16 protein-coding genes and 2 pseudogenes are annotated in these 14,910 nt (G+C 58.2%); 13 read left to right on the top strand and 5 right to left on the bottom strand.

The window, feature by feature from the left end; all coding sequences use genetic code 11:
* Positions 1-832, bottom strand: an 832-nt coding sequence (locus tag M3436_12450) for an NAD(P)/FAD-dependent oxidoreductase (protein MDQ3564909.1), incomplete at its 3' end; no start/stop codon positions are given.
* Between the two features lie 300 nt (positions 833-1,132).
* Between M3436_12450 and M3436_12445 the strand changes: the two genes are divergently transcribed.
* The 3 genes and pseudogenes from M3436_12445 to M3436_12435 all read left to right on the top strand — a co-directional run bounded on the left by M3436_12445 (position 1,133) and on the right by M3436_12435 (position 1,901).
* Positions 1,133-1,387: a DUF488 family protein gene (locus M3436_12445; protein MDQ3564908.1), complete on the top strand. Its 255-nt coding sequence runs from the start codon at positions 1,133-1,135 to the stop codon at positions 1,385-1,387.
* A gap of 74 nt (positions 1,388-1,461) precedes the next feature.
* Positions 1,462-1,614 (top strand): hypothetical protein, encoded by a 153-nt coding sequence (locus tag M3436_12440; protein ID MDQ3564907.1) that lies wholly within the window; start codon positions 1,462-1,464, stop codon positions 1,612-1,614.
* Between the two features lie 41 nt (positions 1,615-1,655).
* Positions 1,656-1,901, top strand: a pseudogene (locus M3436_12435) (transposase).
* Here the strand turns inward: M3436_12435 and M3436_12430 are convergent.
* Positions 1,844-3,001, bottom strand: coding sequence for a nucleotidyltransferase family protein (locus M3436_12430; protein MDQ3564906.1), 1,158 nt, complete (start codon positions 2,999-3,001; stop codon positions 1,844-1,846). The pseudogene M3436_12435 and the gene M3436_12430 sit on opposite strands and share 58 nt — an antisense overlap.
* A gap of 38 nt (positions 3,002-3,039) precedes the next feature.
* Between M3436_12430 and M3436_12425 the strand changes: the two genes are divergently transcribed.
* The 3 genes from M3436_12425 (at position 3,040) to M3436_12415 (ending at position 4,839) form a co-directional block, all read left to right on the top strand.
* On the top strand, positions 3,040-3,339 hold the full coding sequence (locus tag M3436_12425) for a PqqD family protein (GenBank protein ID MDQ3564905.1): 300 nt from the start codon (positions 3,040-3,042) through the stop codon (positions 3,337-3,339).
* Between the two features lie 85 nt (positions 3,340-3,424).
* A complete protein-coding gene (locus M3436_12420) occupies positions 3,425-3,772 on the top strand; it encodes a hypothetical protein (GenBank protein ID MDQ3564904.1) in 348 nt (115 codons plus the stop codon).
* 479 nt (positions 3,773-4,251) lie between these two features.
* Positions 4,252-4,839, top strand: a complete 588-nt coding sequence (locus tag M3436_12415; protein MDQ3564903.1) for a hypothetical protein — start codon at positions 4,252-4,254, stop codon at positions 4,837-4,839.
* A 187-nt stretch (positions 4,840-5,026) separates the two neighbouring features.
* Here the strand turns inward: M3436_12415 and polA are convergent, their stop codons facing one another.
* Positions 5,027-7,714, bottom strand: coding sequence for a DNA polymerase I (gene polA / locus M3436_12410; protein MDQ3564902.1), 2,688 nt, complete (start codon positions 7,712-7,714; stop codon positions 5,027-5,029).
* Between the two features lie 34 nt (positions 7,715-7,748).
* On the opposite strand from polA, the gene M3436_12405 reads away from it, so the two are divergent.
* The 7 genes and pseudogenes from M3436_12405 (at position 7,749) to M3436_12375 (ending at position 12,400) form a co-directional block, all read left to right on the top strand.
* The gene (locus M3436_12405) at positions 7,749-8,471 is read left to right on the top strand and encodes a TIGR00730 family Rossman fold protein (protein MDQ3564901.1); all 723 of its coding nucleotides are present in this window, start codon (positions 7,749-7,751) and stop codon (positions 8,469-8,471) included.
* A 123-nt stretch (positions 8,472-8,594) separates the two neighbouring features.
* Positions 8,595-8,930, top strand: coding sequence for a DUF2782 domain-containing protein (locus tag M3436_12400; GenBank protein MDQ3564900.1), 336 nt, complete (start codon positions 8,595-8,597; stop codon positions 8,928-8,930).
* 64 nt (positions 8,931-8,994) lie between these two features.
* Complete coding sequence (locus M3436_12395) at positions 8,995-10,269, top strand: glutamate-5-semialdehyde dehydrogenase (protein MDQ3564899.1); 1,275 nt, start codon at positions 8,995-8,997, stop codon at positions 10,267-10,269.
* Between the two features lie 6 nt (positions 10,270-10,275).
* Positions 10,276-10,923, top strand: coding sequence for a nicotinate-nucleotide adenylyltransferase (nadD, locus tag M3436_12390; GenBank protein ID MDQ3564898.1), 648 nt, complete (start codon positions 10,276-10,278; stop codon positions 10,921-10,923).
* The gene (gene rsfS / locus M3436_12385; GenBank protein MDQ3564897.1) at positions 10,920-11,288 is read left to right on the top strand and encodes a ribosome silencing factor; all 369 of its coding nucleotides are present in this window, start codon (positions 10,920-10,922) and stop codon (positions 11,286-11,288) included. Before nadD ends, rsfS begins: the two co-directional genes overlap by 4 nt.
* 32 nt (positions 11,289-11,320) lie before the next feature.
* Positions 11,321-11,812: a 23S rRNA (pseudouridine(1915)-N(3))-methyltransferase RlmH gene (gene rlmH, locus M3436_12380; protein ID MDQ3564896.1), complete on the top strand. Its 492-nt coding sequence runs from the start codon at positions 11,321-11,323 to the stop codon at positions 11,810-11,812.
* Positions 11,791-12,400 (top strand): annotated as a pseudogene (locus M3436_12375) (Maf family nucleotide pyrophosphatase). The gene rlmH and the pseudogene M3436_12375 overlap by 22 nt, the downstream one beginning before the upstream one ends.
* A gap of 45 nt (positions 12,401-12,445) precedes the next feature.
* Here M3436_12375 and M3436_12370 read toward each other — a convergent pair.
* Together M3436_12370 and M3436_12365 are read right to left on the bottom strand one after the other, a co-directional pair.
* On the bottom strand, positions 12,446-13,090 hold the full coding sequence (locus tag M3436_12370; GenBank protein ID MDQ3564895.1) for a hypothetical protein: 645 nt from the start codon (positions 13,088-13,090) through the stop codon (positions 12,446-12,448).
* Between the two features lie 336 nt (positions 13,091-13,426).
* Positions 13,427-14,554, bottom strand: a complete 1,128-nt coding sequence (locus M3436_12365) for a glycosyltransferase family 4 protein (GenBank protein MDQ3564894.1) — start codon at positions 14,552-14,554, stop codon at positions 13,427-13,429.
* Positions 14,555-14,910 lie beyond the last annotated feature (356 nt).

The raw sequence follows: 14,910 nt of genomic DNA, 5'->3' as shown, positions 1-14,910 counted from the left end.
CGCCCGCGGCGTAGATGCCGGTGCGGCTTGTCTCCAAGTATTGGTTGACCAAAACTCCGTGTTCGAGCTTGATACCGCTGCCTGCGATAAACCCGAGATCGGGATCGACGCCAATACCCACCGCGACGAGATTGCAAGCGATCTTCTTTCCAGAGCTTGTGATCAGGCGCTGAACCCGCCCCCGCCCGGTAAAGGCCTTGACCGTCTCGTTAAAGAGGATCGCGACGCCGCGGGCGCGGTAGTAGCCGGCGAAGAAGGTCGAGACCTCGGGCGAATCGAGCCGACTGTAGAGCCGGTCTTCGCGGGCGATGAGCGTGGTTTCGATCCCCTGCTCGGCGAAGCTGGCCGCAAGCTCCATCGCGATGAAGCTCGATCCGATCACGGCGGCCCGTTTGGCGCCCGCCATGGCTTGCTTCAAGTCCAGGGCATCCGCGAGCGTACGCAAATAAAAGACCCCGGGCAGCTCGGCGCCCGGGGCCTCGATTCGATGCGGGCGGCAACCCGTCGCAATGAGGAGCTTCCGGTATTTGAAATCACCGGCGCGGTCGGTGCGCACACATCTATGCTCGGGCTCGATGCTGAGGGCCCGCGTATCAAGCAAGACCTGTACGTCCTGATCCCGAAAGTAACCATCTTTGAGGACCGGAAGGCTCTCCCGCGTTTGCTTGCCCAACAAGAAGCCCTTGGTGAGCGGCGGGCGATGATACGGGAGGAGCGGTTCCGCGGCGATGATGGCCACGGAGCCATCGGCCCCTTGCTCTCTCAGAGTCTTGGCGGCGGTTGCGCTGGCGAGCCCGCCGCCGATGAGCAGGAAATCGACCTCGATCGTCATAAGCCTAGGCTAGTGCGCAGTAAAAAAGACGCCATCGGCGGCGCTCACGAAATTGCCAGCCTCGATCACTTTGAGAAAGTTCGGGATAACTCGATATCCATGACCCACACCTTTGCCAACATTTTTTTGTATGACTAATACGCATATTATCCTTGCATATTTTTCGTTTGTGTAACACAAAAAATTGACTTAGGGCTATGGCAGGGAAAATAAGTTTTTTTGCGCCAGTCATCCAGACATCTACGCGGCGGGCGATGTCGCCGCGGATATCATACGGGACATAAAATCAGCAAGGACCAATTGCAGATCGACGCGTGGCTCAAGGTCTTGGCGCCAAGCACCGAGCTGCGCAAGTGGTTTGGTCACGATCGGGAGAAATGGGCCGAATTCAAACGCCGTTATTTTCGAGAGCTAGATGAGCATGCTGAAGAGGTTAAAGAACTTCTAGAAATGGTTAGAGCCGGTCGAATAACGTTTATCTTTTCCGCAAAAGACGCGAAGTGCAATCATGCGGTGGCGTTAAAAGAATACCTCGAGCGGCGGTTCGACAACTAGCGGCCATTTCAATAACTTTTAACTAAAAAAACAAATCTACGCAAGTATCTTTTGTCAGTGTCAGGAGGTTTGCAATGAAAAAGACGTTGGTACCCGTAACGGCTCTAGCACTAGCGATGGCATCTGCCACCTGGGCGGTTATGCAGGCAAGCTGGATCGGTGTGCAAGCGATTGGAAGTTTTGATGCGCCACACGAAACATACTCTAGTATTGTGACACGTAAATAACACAACTATCATGGCGAGGGTATTCCGATGGAGGTATCGCCATGCGGAGGGTTGAGTTCCACTACATACCCAAGCACGCCAGTTGGCTGAACATGGCCGAAATCGAGATCGGAATTCTCGATCGCCAGTGCATCGGTAGGCGCATCGCCCATGCCGCCTTGGTGGCCTGCCCGCTTAACCCGAGACAAGCTCGGGTACGCCCAGCGCTCGTGAGCAAACGGGCGCGGCGTCACTCGGACGCTGCGCGGAGGACGCGCCTTAAGACGGACCGAAGCCTTCGTATCTGAAAGGTCGCCGAGAAACGTTCAGGATGATTCGGTACGAACAGTATGTTCCAAGGCACATGCAAGAGATTAAGCAACGGGTGTCTGGGGCTGAGCAGTGTGTCCCACGTGATACCTACGGTTTGCGTGGTAGCCACGGAGGTGAATAGTGGGCGCCGCAGTAGATAACGGTCGATGATCCGATGCAATTGTGACAGCGCAATCCCATTCACGCATTTTTGGGTTGTCTTTAGAACCTCCAAAACATCCAGAGGAATTGTGGCCAATCCGTGGTTGCTCAAATAACTCAACATCACATAGGTATGGCTGGCAGCGACTGTACCCTCCAGAAAAGACAAAATATTTTTCCAGTCGAGTATGGTGCCGTACTTGCGGAGGAGCAATATCAGATCAATAAACGCCAATGGCTCGCGTGACCAGGTCAAGCGTTCTGCCATGTGCGAGCATATATATGCAAGCTGCAATTCAGGTCGCAACCGTCGCGCGGAGTGTCCGCGGAACAGAAAGGAAACACGCTGGCGCCTCACATACTCTGGCAAGAACACCTTGTCGCGCGCGACCGTCATCTGCACAGGGAAGAGGGAGGTATGGACTTCGATGTAGATAGGACGCTCAAGATGGTAGAAGGGCATGCTGTGATGATGGTTCACGTAGAACTCTGGAGGATTTTCAGAGCGTTGACGGTAGCCGAGTTTGTACAGAAGACACTCAATCGACCTTTGCATGCCGGGTTCGACCAGGAGGTCGATGTCGCCCATCGTGCGCAGATGGGGCTCTGGGTAGAGGTCCTCGCAGATTGAAATGCCTTTAAGTAGGGTAATCGCGTGGGCATTCTCGGACGCAGAATCGAGGATCTCTGCGGTAGCATCGAGGAGCATTCCGCAAAGGACGCGCGCAGTGAGGTCGGCAGACAGAAGGGCCATCCGGTGGGTGGATGGCGCCGCGTTTTGCCGGGTAATATCTGCAGTTCGAAGCAGTAACGGCCCGATACCAACGTCTAGGGCCCAGGATAGGGTCTGGTCGTCGAACGCCGCTAACTCCAGGTCTCGGCGGTCTTGGGCGAGGGCACGAAATAGGCTTAGAATCCGCGCCGCCTGTGGCATGCGTATTGCCCTAACGAATTTAGGCTGAGGATTATTCTATGGATGTTACTGCCGTTAACTGCCCAGTGCGCAGGTCTGATCTGTTGTACCGAGAGGTGGCCAATGAGGTCGTGGTGCTTGACCGGCATTCGGAAAAGATTCATCAACTCAATGAAACGGCGGCGCATGTCTGGAAGCATTGTGACGGTAGCCATTCGCTGCCGGACATCGGTCGGTCGCTCACGGAGGAGTATGGCATACCATTCTCCGCCGCGGAAGCCGACGTAACCCGGACGGTGAGCGATTTTGCCACGCTCGGGCTCTTGGAAGCGAATGGGAATACCGCGTCTCAAGCCTAAGGGAGGCAGAGATCGGTTCCGTTTCGGATCAAGTTCGAATCGGCTCGTATCGAGCCATAGTAATTACTGAACAAGGAGGTGCGCGATGAAAGACCATGATGTCTCAAAACGAAGTTTTCTAAAGACCACAGCCTACGTCGCTCCTGCGATTTTGACATTGGCCGCCGTGCCATCGTTCGCGGCGTCGGGATCTGGTTCTTATCCCCGTAAGAACGAGGTGGCATCGGGATCGGATCCCTACCCTGTTACACCCAAGAGCGAAAGCGGGAGCGGTCTTAGCGGTGCTGGAAGCGGCGAGACTCTGCCCGTCAAGAAGAGCAGGACGAGGTTGAATAAGTTGCGCCTCAAGATGCGCAAGGCCAAGATACGCAGAGCCAAGATACGCAGAGCCAAGATACGCAAGCTACGCAGAGCCAAAAAGCAGCTCGCGTAAGGCCCGTAACGCCTCCAGGATAAACCCTAAACCTAAAATTCATCACCGGTCCTGGCAACACAAGACATTGCCAGGACCGGATAACAGGACGGGATCACCTAAGCGCGATCCCCCGAATAATCGTCGCCCGTTGGCGACAAAGTGAGTTGGGCATGTGATTAGGTGGGCCGTTGAGCCTTTTTTCGCTTCTTAACGTGACTAAGCAACTTAAACACGGCGCCGCTGCCAGGAAGGAGATCGTCCTGTCAGTCTGTGGGCGCACGGTCCAGATATCCTGTCTTGATCGAAAAGCCTATCGGTTACTTGTGGCCGGATACGGGCGAATGGCGGCCACGGCTTGCGCTTCCGTCCCAGCGATCTCTTATCGGGTCGAGCGGGGGCACGCTGAGGGATCCTTATGCATATCCAGGGCAGGGGCATGCACTCTAATATCGCGGAATGATTCAGATTTTTTATTTTTGTTCGAAAAGGATCTCACCATGGAGCTGCAGTATCAGAGGCCCGACCTGTTTTTTGTGCATGCGGCGGTGGTCGAACGGGACGGCAAGGCGGTGGTCCTCGCGGCGCCCTCGGGTACTGGGAAATCCACGCTAACGCTGGCGCTACTGCATGCGGGTTTCCGCTATCTCAGCGACGAGCTTGCACCTTTCGACTTGGTCACACTGCAAGTTATGCCGTATCCGCATGCCCTATGTCTTAAGGCTGAACCGCCGGAACCGTTCAAACTACCTAAGGAAGCGATTCGCACCCTGAACACCATTCGTATCCCAACCGGCTTCCTTCCGGCGACGGCATTATCTGAACCTGTTCCGCTCGCCGCCGTGTTCTTTATTCACCGTCGGGGCGACGTTGGCGCAAAGGCGCTTTTACGCGAAGTCGGAAGCGCCGAGGCAGCCGTGCGTTTATATGCGAACGCACTAAACGCCTTGGCGCATTCCGGGGATGGTCTTGATGCAGCGGTGCGGATCGTGCTGAGCGTGCCCTGCTACGAACTAGACAGCACGGATTTAGTTCGAGTCGGGCCAGCCATCGAATCATTGATACGCTGGTTAAGCGGCAACACTTGATGGTTACAGCCGTTGCGCTATCCTTCTCGGCATGAGAGCTTCCCGCTTTATGGATTAGTTCCAACGGACCCGTTCCGACTCCGGCTCGCGAGTGGTTTTAACACTAGGCTGGATAATAAGCCAGGGTGCGACTGCGCCGCGATCGTCCTGCGCTCGCTGGCGCTACGTCGCTAGCTAGCTCTTGGGATCAATGCGCTTCGTCCCAGTTAGCGCCCACGCCGATATCCACCACCAAGGGCGCCGCGAGCTCCGCGGCCCCTGCCATGATGCTCGCGAGCCTCGCGCGCACCTGCTCGACCGCTTCCTCCGCGGCTTCGAGCACCAGCTCGTCATGGACCTGCATGATGAGCTTGGCCGGGATCCCCTCGCCGTGGAGCCAGCGATCGACCTCGATCATCGCCCGCTTGATGATATCGGCGGCGGTCCCTTGCATCGGGGCGTTGATGGCCGTGCGTTCCGCGTACTGGCGGCGCTGGGTATTTCTGGAATTGATCTCCGGTAGATACAGGCGGCGGTGATAGACCGTCTCGACGTAGCCTTGCCGTCGGGCGCGTACACGGATCTCTTCCATGAAAGCTTTTACTCCTGGATAGCGTGAAAAATAGCGATCGATATAGTCCTGGGCCGCGCCGCGATCGATCCCAAGCTGGCGGGCCAGCCCGAAAGCGGACATACCGTAGATAAGGCCGAAATTGATGGCCTTGGCCGCACGCCGTTGCTCGGCGCCGACCATCTCGGGCTTGAGCCCGAAGATCTCCGCGGCGGTGGCGCGATGAACATCCTGTCCGGTCGCAAAGGCTTGCCGCAGCAACGGATCACCCGAAAGATGAGCCATGATCCGCAGCTCGATTTGTGAGTAGTCAGCCGCCACCAAGCGCTGGCCGGGCGGCGCCGCGAAAGCCCGCCGGATGCGCCGCCCCTCCTCGGTGCGCACCGGTATATTTTGGAGATTCGGGTCCGAGGATGACAGGCGTCCGGTCGCGGCCACGGCCTGATGGTAGCTCGTATGCACCCGTCCGGTGCGCGCATCGATCTGCCGGGGAAGCTTGTCCGTGTAAGTTGTTTTCAGTTTCGCGAGGCCACGATATTCGAGTATCAATCGCGGTAAGGGATACTCGATGGCTAGGTCCTGGAGCACCGGCTCGCCGGTGGAGGGCTGCCCCGTGGGTGTCTTGGCCCTAACGGGTAAACCGAGCTTGTGGTACAAAATTTCCTGGATCTGTTTCGGCGAATCGAGATTGAAGCGCTCGCCCGCGAGCGCGTGCGCCTCGGCTTCGACTTCCAACAGCCGCCGGCCCAAGGCCCGGCTCTGCTCGCGCAACATTTCCGCATCGATTTGAACACCGTTGCGTTCCATGCGCGACAAGACCGGCACCAGCGGCACTTCCATCTCTTCATAGAGCCGGCGCAACCCGGACTCTTCGGCGAGCCGCGGCCAGAACGTTTGGTGCAACCGCAAACACACCTCCGCATCTTCCGCGGCATAGGTCGCGGCTCGATCGACAGGCACCTGATTGAAACTGAGCTGGTGAGTTCCCTTACCCGCCACGTCCTCAAATAGAATCGTGCGCACACCCAGGTACTTGAGTGCCAGGGAATCCAGATCGTGGCGGGTGGCGGTGCTATCGAGGACATAGGATTCCAGCATCGAGTCACAGCGGATCCCACGCAACTCCACGCCGTGGTTCGCCAATACGCTCATATCGTACTTGAGATTGTGGCCGAGCTTCGGCCGCAGGGGGTCCTCGAGGATCGGCCGGAGCGCCTCGAGCACCTCCTCACGCGATATTTGCAGAGGCGCGCCCGGATAATCATGACCGACCGGTACATAGGCCGCTTCCCCCTCTTGGAGGGAAAACGAGACGCCCACCAGCAGTGCCTGCATGTAGTCCAAACTAGTGGTCTCGGTATCAAAGGCGATAAGCTCCGCATGCCTGAGCCGCTCTATCCATCGATCGAGGTGTCCACGGTCCAAGATCGTTTCATAGCCGGCGGCTTCGCCCAGCGGCTCGGGCCGGGATGCCTCTTCCAGGAGATCGTTCAACCAGGTCTTGAACTCAAGCTCGGTGAAAAGCGCTTTCAGCGTCTCGTTGTCTTGGGGCCGCGGCTTAAGGTCCCTAGGTGTGGCATCGAGGGGGACCGCGCAGGCGATCGTGACCAGCTTTTTGGAAAGGGCAAGCTGCTGCATGCTCGCGCGCAGGTTATCCCCCAATGTCCCTTTGATGTCCCCGGCATGGGCAAGCAGGTTATCGAGACAGCGGTACTGCTTTAGCCATGCCACGGCGGTCTTGGGTCCGACCTTCGACACCCCGGGGACATTGTCGATCTTATCTCCGATCAAGCTTAAGTAATCCACGATGAGCGCGGGCGGGACCCCGAATTTGCGCTCGACGCCTTGGGGATCCATGACACTATTGTCCATCGTGTTCACTAGGCCCACCAACTCGCTAACCATTTGCGCGAAGTCCTTATCACCGGTTGCGATGAGGGTGCGAAGACCGGCCTCGGCCGCTTGTACCGCCAAGGTCCCGATGACATCGTCGGCCTCGACGCCCTCGATCACCAGCATCGGGACACCCATGGCGCGTACGACCGCGTGCAGGGGCTCGACCTGAAGCCGCAACTCCTCCGGCATAGGGGGCCGGTGCGCCTTGTAAGCGGGATACATTTCATCGCGAAAGGTCTTGCCCTTGGCATCGAATACCACGGCCAGGTAGTTCGGTGTATAGTCTTTCAGCAGCCGGCGCAGCATGGCGATAAACCCGTGAATGGCCCCCGTCGGTTCTCCCCGCGAGGTGCTCAGCGGAGGCAGGGCGTGAAACGCACGGTACAGATAAGAGGAACCGTCAACCAGAACTAAGAGCTCTTCGGCCATGGTGTCTGTGTGAAAAGTCTGCTGATAGTTCATTATGAATAAGAACGTCAAAGCCGGCCACCCGGCGCTCGCGCCCATCAACGATTCGGCGCTCGTGCGCGAATCATGGAAGGTGTTCCAAATCATGGCAGAGTTCGTCGAGGGATTCGAGCGGCTGGCCGCGATCCGGCCCGCGGTCAGCATCTTCGGGTCCGCCCGTTTCGGCGCCGAGCATCCCTATTCCAAGCTGGCCGAAGAGATCGGATATAGCGTATCGGACGCGGGTTTCTCCGTGGTCACCGGAGGGGGACCGGGGATCATGGAGGCCGCGAACAAGGGCGCCTACGCGGGTCGCTCACCGAGCATCGGGCTCAACATGCAACTACGGGAAGAGCGCGGTAACGCCTTCCAAAATATCACCCTGAATTTTCGCCATTTCTTCCCCCGCAAGGTGATGTTCGTCAAATACGCTTCAGCCTATGTGGTGCTGCCGGGCGGGTTCGGCACCCTGGATGAGCTGGCCGAGATCTTGACACTGGTCCAAACCGGCAAGACGCGGAAGATCCCGATCATCCTGGTCGGAAGCGACTTTTGGCGCGGCTTGATCGAGTGGTTCAAGAGTACCTTGGTCGGCGAAGCCACCATTGACGCTACGGATATTGACCTGTTTGAGGTAGTAGATGATCCGCGCGAGGTGGTCGATGCGATCTTCCGGCATTACGAACATCGCGGGTTCGCGCTCTCGGCGGAAGAGCAAGAAATGCTCATGCACTTATGAGCCGCACGCAATGCGCCCATCACGGGCGTCCTTAAACGTATTAGCGGGTACCTGCGCCCCGTGTGCTACAATCCGCCGAGCACAGACGGCAATCAGGGCTAGAACGCTAAGAATATGCAGACAATGAGGCTATTGGCCTTGGGAATTTTTTTCGCGGCGCAAGTGATCGCCGCGGAACCGCCCGCGAGTTTGGAACCGCTGCCGGAAGCCGCCCCGCCCCCTCCCGAGCCGGTTCAAAGCGGCGAATCCCTTGAGCCGGACATTCGGATCATCCAAAAGAAAGACGCGATCATCGAGGAATATCGCCTGAACGGAAATCTTTACATGGTCAAGGTTATCCCCGCCGTGGGTAGACCCTATTACTTGCTCGACCAAGACGGGGACGGGCGCATGGAAACCAATATGAGCGCAATCTACTCGGATTTCGTGGTGCCTCAATGGGTGCTCTTCAGTTGGTGAGGATAGACCGCCCCAAGCCTAGAGATGGCGCCGGCGTAGTGTCTTAGACTAGCTCAGCAAGCGCATGGCGGTTCCTCAGCCCTTAAACATTCAAGCTTACATGCAGGACGTCGGGCGCCGCGCGCGCGCTGCGTCCTGGGCGATGGCCCGTGCCGCGACCGCGCTTAAGAACGCGGCCCTGACCGGCATCGCCGAAACCATTGAAAGCAACCAGCAAGCGCTGATTGAGGCCAATGGGCGGGATCTGGCGGCCGGCGCCGGCGCCGGGTTGGACACCGCATTGCTCGATCGATTGGAACTCAACCCGGCGCGAGTGCGGGCGATGGCGGCCCGGTTGCGCGAAATCGCCGCTCTGCCGGATCCCGTGGGCGAGATCACCGGCTTGCAATACCGCCCCTCGGGGATTCAGGTCGGGCGCATGCGGGTGCCGCTGGGGGTCATCGGCATCATCTATGAGTCGCGTCCGAACGTTACCGCCGACGTCGCGGGTCTGACCCTGAAATCTGGGAACGCCGTGATCCTGCGCGGCGGCTCCGAGGCCTTGCATTCAAACCAGGCCATCGCATCCTGCGTCCATGAGGGATTGGCCGCCAGCGGGCTGCCGCACGATGCCGCGCAGCTCATCGAGACCACGGATCGCGCCGCGGTCGGCGAGCTTCTGCGCATGAAGGACTTCGTCGATGTGATCGTGCCGCGCGGGGGTAAGGGACTCGTCGCGCGCATCAGCGAAGAGGCGCGCGTTCCCGTGATCAAACACCTCGACGGGGTGTGTCACGTCTATATCGACGAGCGCGCCGATCTCGACAAGGCGGTCGCCGTGGCTATCAACGCCAAGACCCAGCGCTACGGCACCTGCAACGCCATGGAGACCTTGCTGGTAGCCGAAGCAGTGGCGCCGGACGCCTTCGGGCGTTTGGGCCCGATGTATCGGGAGAAAGGCGTGGAGCTGCGGGGTTGCCGAATCACCTGTCGCCTGTTGCCTTATGCGGTCCCGGCCGCCGAGGATGATTGGTATGCGGAGTACCTGGGACCGATCCTCGCCGTGCGCGTGGTGCGCGATCTCGACCAGGCGATCGACCACATTCGCCGCTACGGCTCCCAGCATACCGACGCCATCGTGACCGAAGATCTCACCCGCGCCCGCCGGTTTCTTAGCGAGGTCGATTCCAGCTCCGTGATGGTGAACGCCTCGACCCGTTTCGCCGATGGCTACGAATACGGGCTCGGCGCCGAAGTCGGGATCAGCACCGATAAACTCCACGCCCGCGGGCCGGTGGGCCTCGAAGGACTCACGTCGCAGAAGTTTATCGTGATCGGAGACGGCCACGTTCGCAAGTAACCGCGGATGACGGCCGTAGGCATCCTCGGAGGCACCTTCGATCCCATCCATCATGGCCACCTGCGCTTGGCGCTGGAAATGGCCACCGCGCTCGAGCTGGCGGCCGTACGCCTGCTACCCTTGCATGCCCCGCCGCACAGAGAGCCGCCGATCGCCCGTCCCGAGCTGCGCCTGCGGATGATCCTGGCCGCGATCGAGGGTCAAGGGACACTGCTCGCCGATGACCGGGAGATCCAGCGCCAGGGGATTTCATATACCGTGGACACACTCGCCGAGCTCCGCCGCGAGCACGCCGAGGTTCCGCTGTGCCTGATTCTCGGGATGGACGCATTCCTGAGTCTGGCCACCTGGCGCCACTGGGAGCAGATCATCGAGCTCGCCCATATCGCGGTCGCTCATCGCCTCGACGCCGCCCCCTCGACCCCTGCCGTATTATCCGAATTCTTGGAGCGGCACCGAACCGGCGATCCCAAGGACCTGCATCGAGCTCGCGCCGGCCGCGTCTACTTCGCCGCGATCCCGGTGATCGAGATCTCCGCCTCCGGCATTCGTAAACGCATCGCCGCCGGAGGTAACGTGCATTTTTTGCTACCGGAACCGGTGCTGCAATTGATCCACCGCTACGGTCTTTACAGAACCGCTAATATTCTATGAATCCCCAACAACTCGCCGATCTCGTAACCACGGCATTAGCAGACATCAAAGCCTTTGATATCGAGGTTCTCGACGTACACGAGATGACCGGCATCACCGATTTCATGGTGATCGCCAGCGGCCGCTCAAACCGCCAGGTCAAAGCCATGGCCGGCAAGGTCGTGGACGCGGCGCGCGCCGCGGGAATCAAACCCCTCGGAATCGAGGGCGAGGGCCAAGCCGAATGGGTCTTGGTCGATCTCGGCGATGTGGTCGTACACGCGATGCAACCCGCGACCCGGGACTTCTATCAGTTGGAAAAACTCTGGAGCCCGGTCGAAGAGAGCCGCAAGCCCCTCTCGGGCACCCACCCCGCGGTTTCCTGATGACCCACGCCGTAGACCGCTGCGGCTTCTCCATGCGCATCCACCTCCTCTGCGTCACGCATCGCGTACCGGCGTGGGTGAAAGCCGCGTTCGAGGAATATGCGAAGCGACTCCCGCCGAGTTGCCGGCTCGGGCTGGTCGAGATAAGAGCAACGCGCCGTCACGCTAGCGCGGATCCGCATCACGTGCGCGAGGAGGAGGCCTCGCGCTTGCTGAAGGCAGTCCCGGGTGGCGCCGGAATCGTTGCTCTCGACGAACACGGCGAAGCCTGGACCACGCCCGAGCTCGCGCGGCACCTCAGTTCCTGGACCCAAGCCTCGAACGACGTCGCCCTCTTGATCGGCGGCGCCGACGGTCTGGCGCGACGTTGCTTGCAACAGGCCAACCACGTGTGGTCGCTGTCGGCGTTAACCTTGCCGCACGCCCTGGTGCGCGTCATCGTCGCCGAGCAAATCTACCGGGCGTGGAGCCTATTGCAACATCATCCCTACCATCGGGCAGCGTGCGCGCCGCGCTCTATCTGAACTCCGAATCGCCCCGCCGCCAAGTGCTCCTCGGGCAGCTTGGCGTTGCATTCGTCACGATTTCCACGGCCATCGACGAGACTTGGAATGGCTTCGAAACACCCGCATGCTACGTCGAGCGCCTGGCGCTCGAAAAAGCCCATGCCGGCTGGCGATCCATAGCCCAACGTGATCCGCTCCCGGTGCTCGGCGCCGATACGGCCGTGGTCCTCGAAGACGCTATCCTCGGTAAGCCCGGCGACCCCAGCGACGCGGTGAACATGCTGGCCGCGTTATCGGGCCGTCACCACGATATCTATACCGCGGTGGCGCTCGTGGAACCGCCCGGCGAGCCACCGCTCCCGGGTCAACGTGACCCGTGTGTACCTGCGCGCCATTGCGGCCTGGGAGCGCGAGGCTTATGTCGCCACCGGCGAGCCCTTCGGCAAGGCCGGAGCCTATGCGATTCAGGGACTGGCGGCGGCCTTCATCGAACGTATCGAAGGCAGCTATTCCGCGGTGATGGGGCTGCCCCTTTATGAAACCGCGGAGCTTCTGCGCGCGGTGGGCATCGAGATCTTGGCTGCTGCGCCATGCGTCGCCCCCTAAATCCAAGTGCGCCCCCCAAGGCACCTCTACTTTCGCAACGGCGTCTTAGGCGGTTTGTGCGCGCCGCAGATCAATGGCTTTCCGCCATTGTTCGACACGTGCTCGTATAGCTCCTGATCTGGGAGGTATATAGCCGAGCCGCAATAACTCGCGTAGGTCCGCGCCCGTCGGCTTGGCCCTGGTGCGAAATAGAAAATCGGCAAAGGGAAAGACGACATTGTGGTTTCGACGGGTATCTTGATGATGCAGGAAATGATTTATAGCCAAGAACCTGAAAAACGCCCAATCCTTGTAAAAGACGTTCCGCGGAATGTGCATCTGGCGATGAAACATGCTCCACAAACGATTGTGTGCCAGTGCCGTGGCTAGAAAAATGCCGCCGCCGTAAATCGATACCCAGAATATCGGGGCCCAGAGAGGAAAAGCGGCGACCAGCATCAACACCGTTTCCTTGAGGGGTATAGGCAGGTTTTCCTGGCGTCCGATCTCGTCGGGCTCGTAGTCGAACTCCTTGTACCATCTTGCATGATGACGTATCGCATGGGCTTCGAACGCATCGAGGATATAAGGGAAGGCTCTATAGACCCGCGCGGGCAACGGTTTGCTGTGCATGAGGCGCTTGTGAATTTGATGCTCTCCGATGGAAATGTACATATAGCTGAAAGCGATCCACCAAAGGCCGGCCAACATGTCGCATATCATGATTTCTTGGTGTGATACACGTTGTAAGAATTTATCCGCAGCATTTATGATAGGAAACGCAATTGATTTCCGCAACGAGTAGTGCTTCCCAGACTGTGAGTCTTGGTAACGCCGAGATCGGAGAGGTAGCCTGGGTCTCGGGTTCGGTATAGCTCGGGTAGCACAATTGGTCGCGCCCCTCGCGCACGTGATTCAGGATCGAGGGTCCGGACTGAGCACAGGTAGGTGCCCTTCGTCGAGCAGCGTGGCATAGACTTGGCTCAGCGCCTGGTTGCGCAAACGCTCCGAGTGAAGCGCGTCGATGACCGTGTTTTATACCTTAAACTAGGCTAAGCTACCTTTAAATAACCGTATCTCTTTGTCAATTACTGCCTTTAGTTCTTCTCGGAATCGCTCCGGAGCGAAACGCAGGGCATTCTCACGGCATACAGAGGGAATAAAATTCTGGGTCTCAAAACGCTCTACCGCTTCGATTAAGGCAGGGACGCTCTGTTCAAGAAAAAACAACCCCGTCGGGCTCTTGTGATCGAGGCCCCGTACCGTCTCAAGCGCCCCGCCTTTGCCAAAAGCGATCACGGGCGTACCGCAGGCCTGGGCTTCGACAGGCGCAATACCGAAATCCTCCTCCGCGGCGAATACAAAGGCTTTGGCCCGCTGCATATAGTCTATGAGCACCTCGGAAGTTTGGTAACCCAGTAGGGTGACGTTACCTCCAGCCGTAAGTTTTACCTTATCAAAATCAGGCCCATCACCGATCACCACCAATTTATTCTCCGGCATCTTAGAAAAGGCCTCGACAATCAAATCGACTTTCTTGTACGGCACCATTCGAGACGCGGTGAGGTAAAAATCATCTTTCTGTTCCTGCAGGGTAAACCTTGCAACGTCAACGGGAGGATACACCACCGTCGCCTCGCGCCGATAGGTCTTGCGAATGCGCCGGGCGACAAACCGCGAATTAGCGACGAACGCGTCTACACCATTGGCTGTGCGAATATCCCAAAGCCGTATCTTGTGTAACAACCATCTCGCGACCCAACTTCTCCCTCCTCGTTCAAGTCCCGACTCCTTGAGGTATTGGTGCTGCAAGTCCCATGCATACCGAATCGGAGAATGGACATATGATATGTGGAGCTGATCCGGCCCGGTGAGCACCCCTTTCGATACTGCATGGGAACTCGATAGAATGAGGTCATATTTTGAAAGGTCCAACTGTTCGATTGCTAAGGGCATGAACGGAAGGTAGTTACGATATTTCTTTCTTGCTAACGGTAAAGCTTGGATGAAAGTCGTTCTAACGGGTTTGCGCTGAATAAAATGCCTGAGCCCATCGGGAAGAAAGTCGACCACGGCAAAGAGATCAGCATCTGGAAACATGTTTAATAGCTGCTCCAATACGCGCTCGGCACCAGCATACACAACCAGCCAATCATGAACAATTGCAACTTTCATCATGAGAGTAAGCGGAAGGACTAGATAACGATGAAAAGCAAGGTATTTTAATAGACAACGCAAGCGAAAAGGGTACGCTTGAATTGAACTGCACGGCATCGGGATTGTTTAAGCCTATAGATCGAAGCGCTTCTGGGTGCCGAACCGGTATTTAATTTCATAGTGAACATACCTGCGAATAGCAGGTATCGTGCTGTACGTAAGCGGACCCATGTTGATGCTTACGGGCGACGTAACGGCTCCAATAGCTTAGTACCTCGTTTCATAAATACGGACACGTATCGATTAGGCCGCCAGTTTCTGGAGCTGGCTTTCGGAATACCCTGTTCGCATCCTTGCGAGCAGAGCGTTCAGGT

Source organism: Pseudomonadota bacterium, from assembly GCA_030859565.1.
GTDB lineage: Bacteria > Pseudomonadota > Gammaproteobacteria > JACCXJ01 > JACCXJ01 > USCg-Taylor.
Note: the sequence above shows the minus strand (reverse complement) of the source record. Positions and strands in the feature narration are given on the sequence as shown.

Excerpts from the sequence above, each read along its gene's own strand:
- M3436_12440 (MDQ3564907.1), top strand. The coding sequence starts at position 1,462 with ATGAAAAAGACGTTGGTACCCGTAACGGCTCTAGCACTAGCGATGGCA.
- M3436_12430 (MDQ3564906.1), bottom strand. The coding sequence starts at position 3,001 with ATGCCACAGGCGGCGCGGATTCTAAGCCTATTTCGTGCCCTCGCCCAA.
- M3436_12425 (MDQ3564905.1), top strand. The coding sequence starts at position 3,040 with ATGGATGTTACTGCCGTTAACTGCCCAGTGCGCAGGTCTGATCTGTTG.
- M3436_12420 (MDQ3564904.1), top strand. The coding sequence starts at position 3,425 with ATGAAAGACCATGATGTCTCAAAACGAAGTTTTCTAAAGACCACAGCC.
- M3436_12415 (MDQ3564903.1), top strand. The coding sequence starts at position 4,252 with ATGGAGCTGCAGTATCAGAGGCCCGACCTGTTTTTTGTGCATGCGGCG.
- polA (MDQ3564902.1), bottom strand. The coding sequence starts at position 7,714 with ATGGCCGAAGAGCTCTTAGTTCTGGTTGACGGTTCCTCTTATCTGTAC.
- M3436_12405 (MDQ3564901.1), top strand. The coding sequence starts at position 7,749 with ATGAATAAGAACGTCAAAGCCGGCCACCCGGCGCTCGCGCCCATCAAC.
- M3436_12400 (MDQ3564900.1), top strand. The coding sequence starts at position 8,595 with ATGAGGCTATTGGCCTTGGGAATTTTTTTCGCGGCGCAAGTGATCGCC.
- M3436_12395 (MDQ3564899.1), top strand. The coding sequence starts at position 8,995 with ATGGCGGTTCCTCAGCCCTTAAACATTCAAGCTTACATGCAGGACGTC.
- nadD (MDQ3564898.1), top strand. The coding sequence starts at position 10,276 with ATGACGGCCGTAGGCATCCTCGGAGGCACCTTCGATCCCATCCATCAT.
- rsfS (MDQ3564897.1), top strand. The coding sequence starts at position 10,920 with ATGAATCCCCAACAACTCGCCGATCTCGTAACCACGGCATTAGCAGAC.
- rlmH (MDQ3564896.1), top strand. The coding sequence starts at position 11,321 with ATGCGCATCCACCTCCTCTGCGTCACGCATCGCGTACCGGCGTGGGTG.
- M3436_12370 (MDQ3564895.1), bottom strand. The coding sequence starts at position 13,090 with ATGTTGGCCGGCCTTTGGTGGATCGCTTTCAGCTATATGTACATTTCC.
- M3436_12365 (MDQ3564894.1), bottom strand. The coding sequence starts at position 14,554 with ATGAAAGTTGCAATTGTTCATGATTGGCTGGTTGTGTATGCTGGTGCC.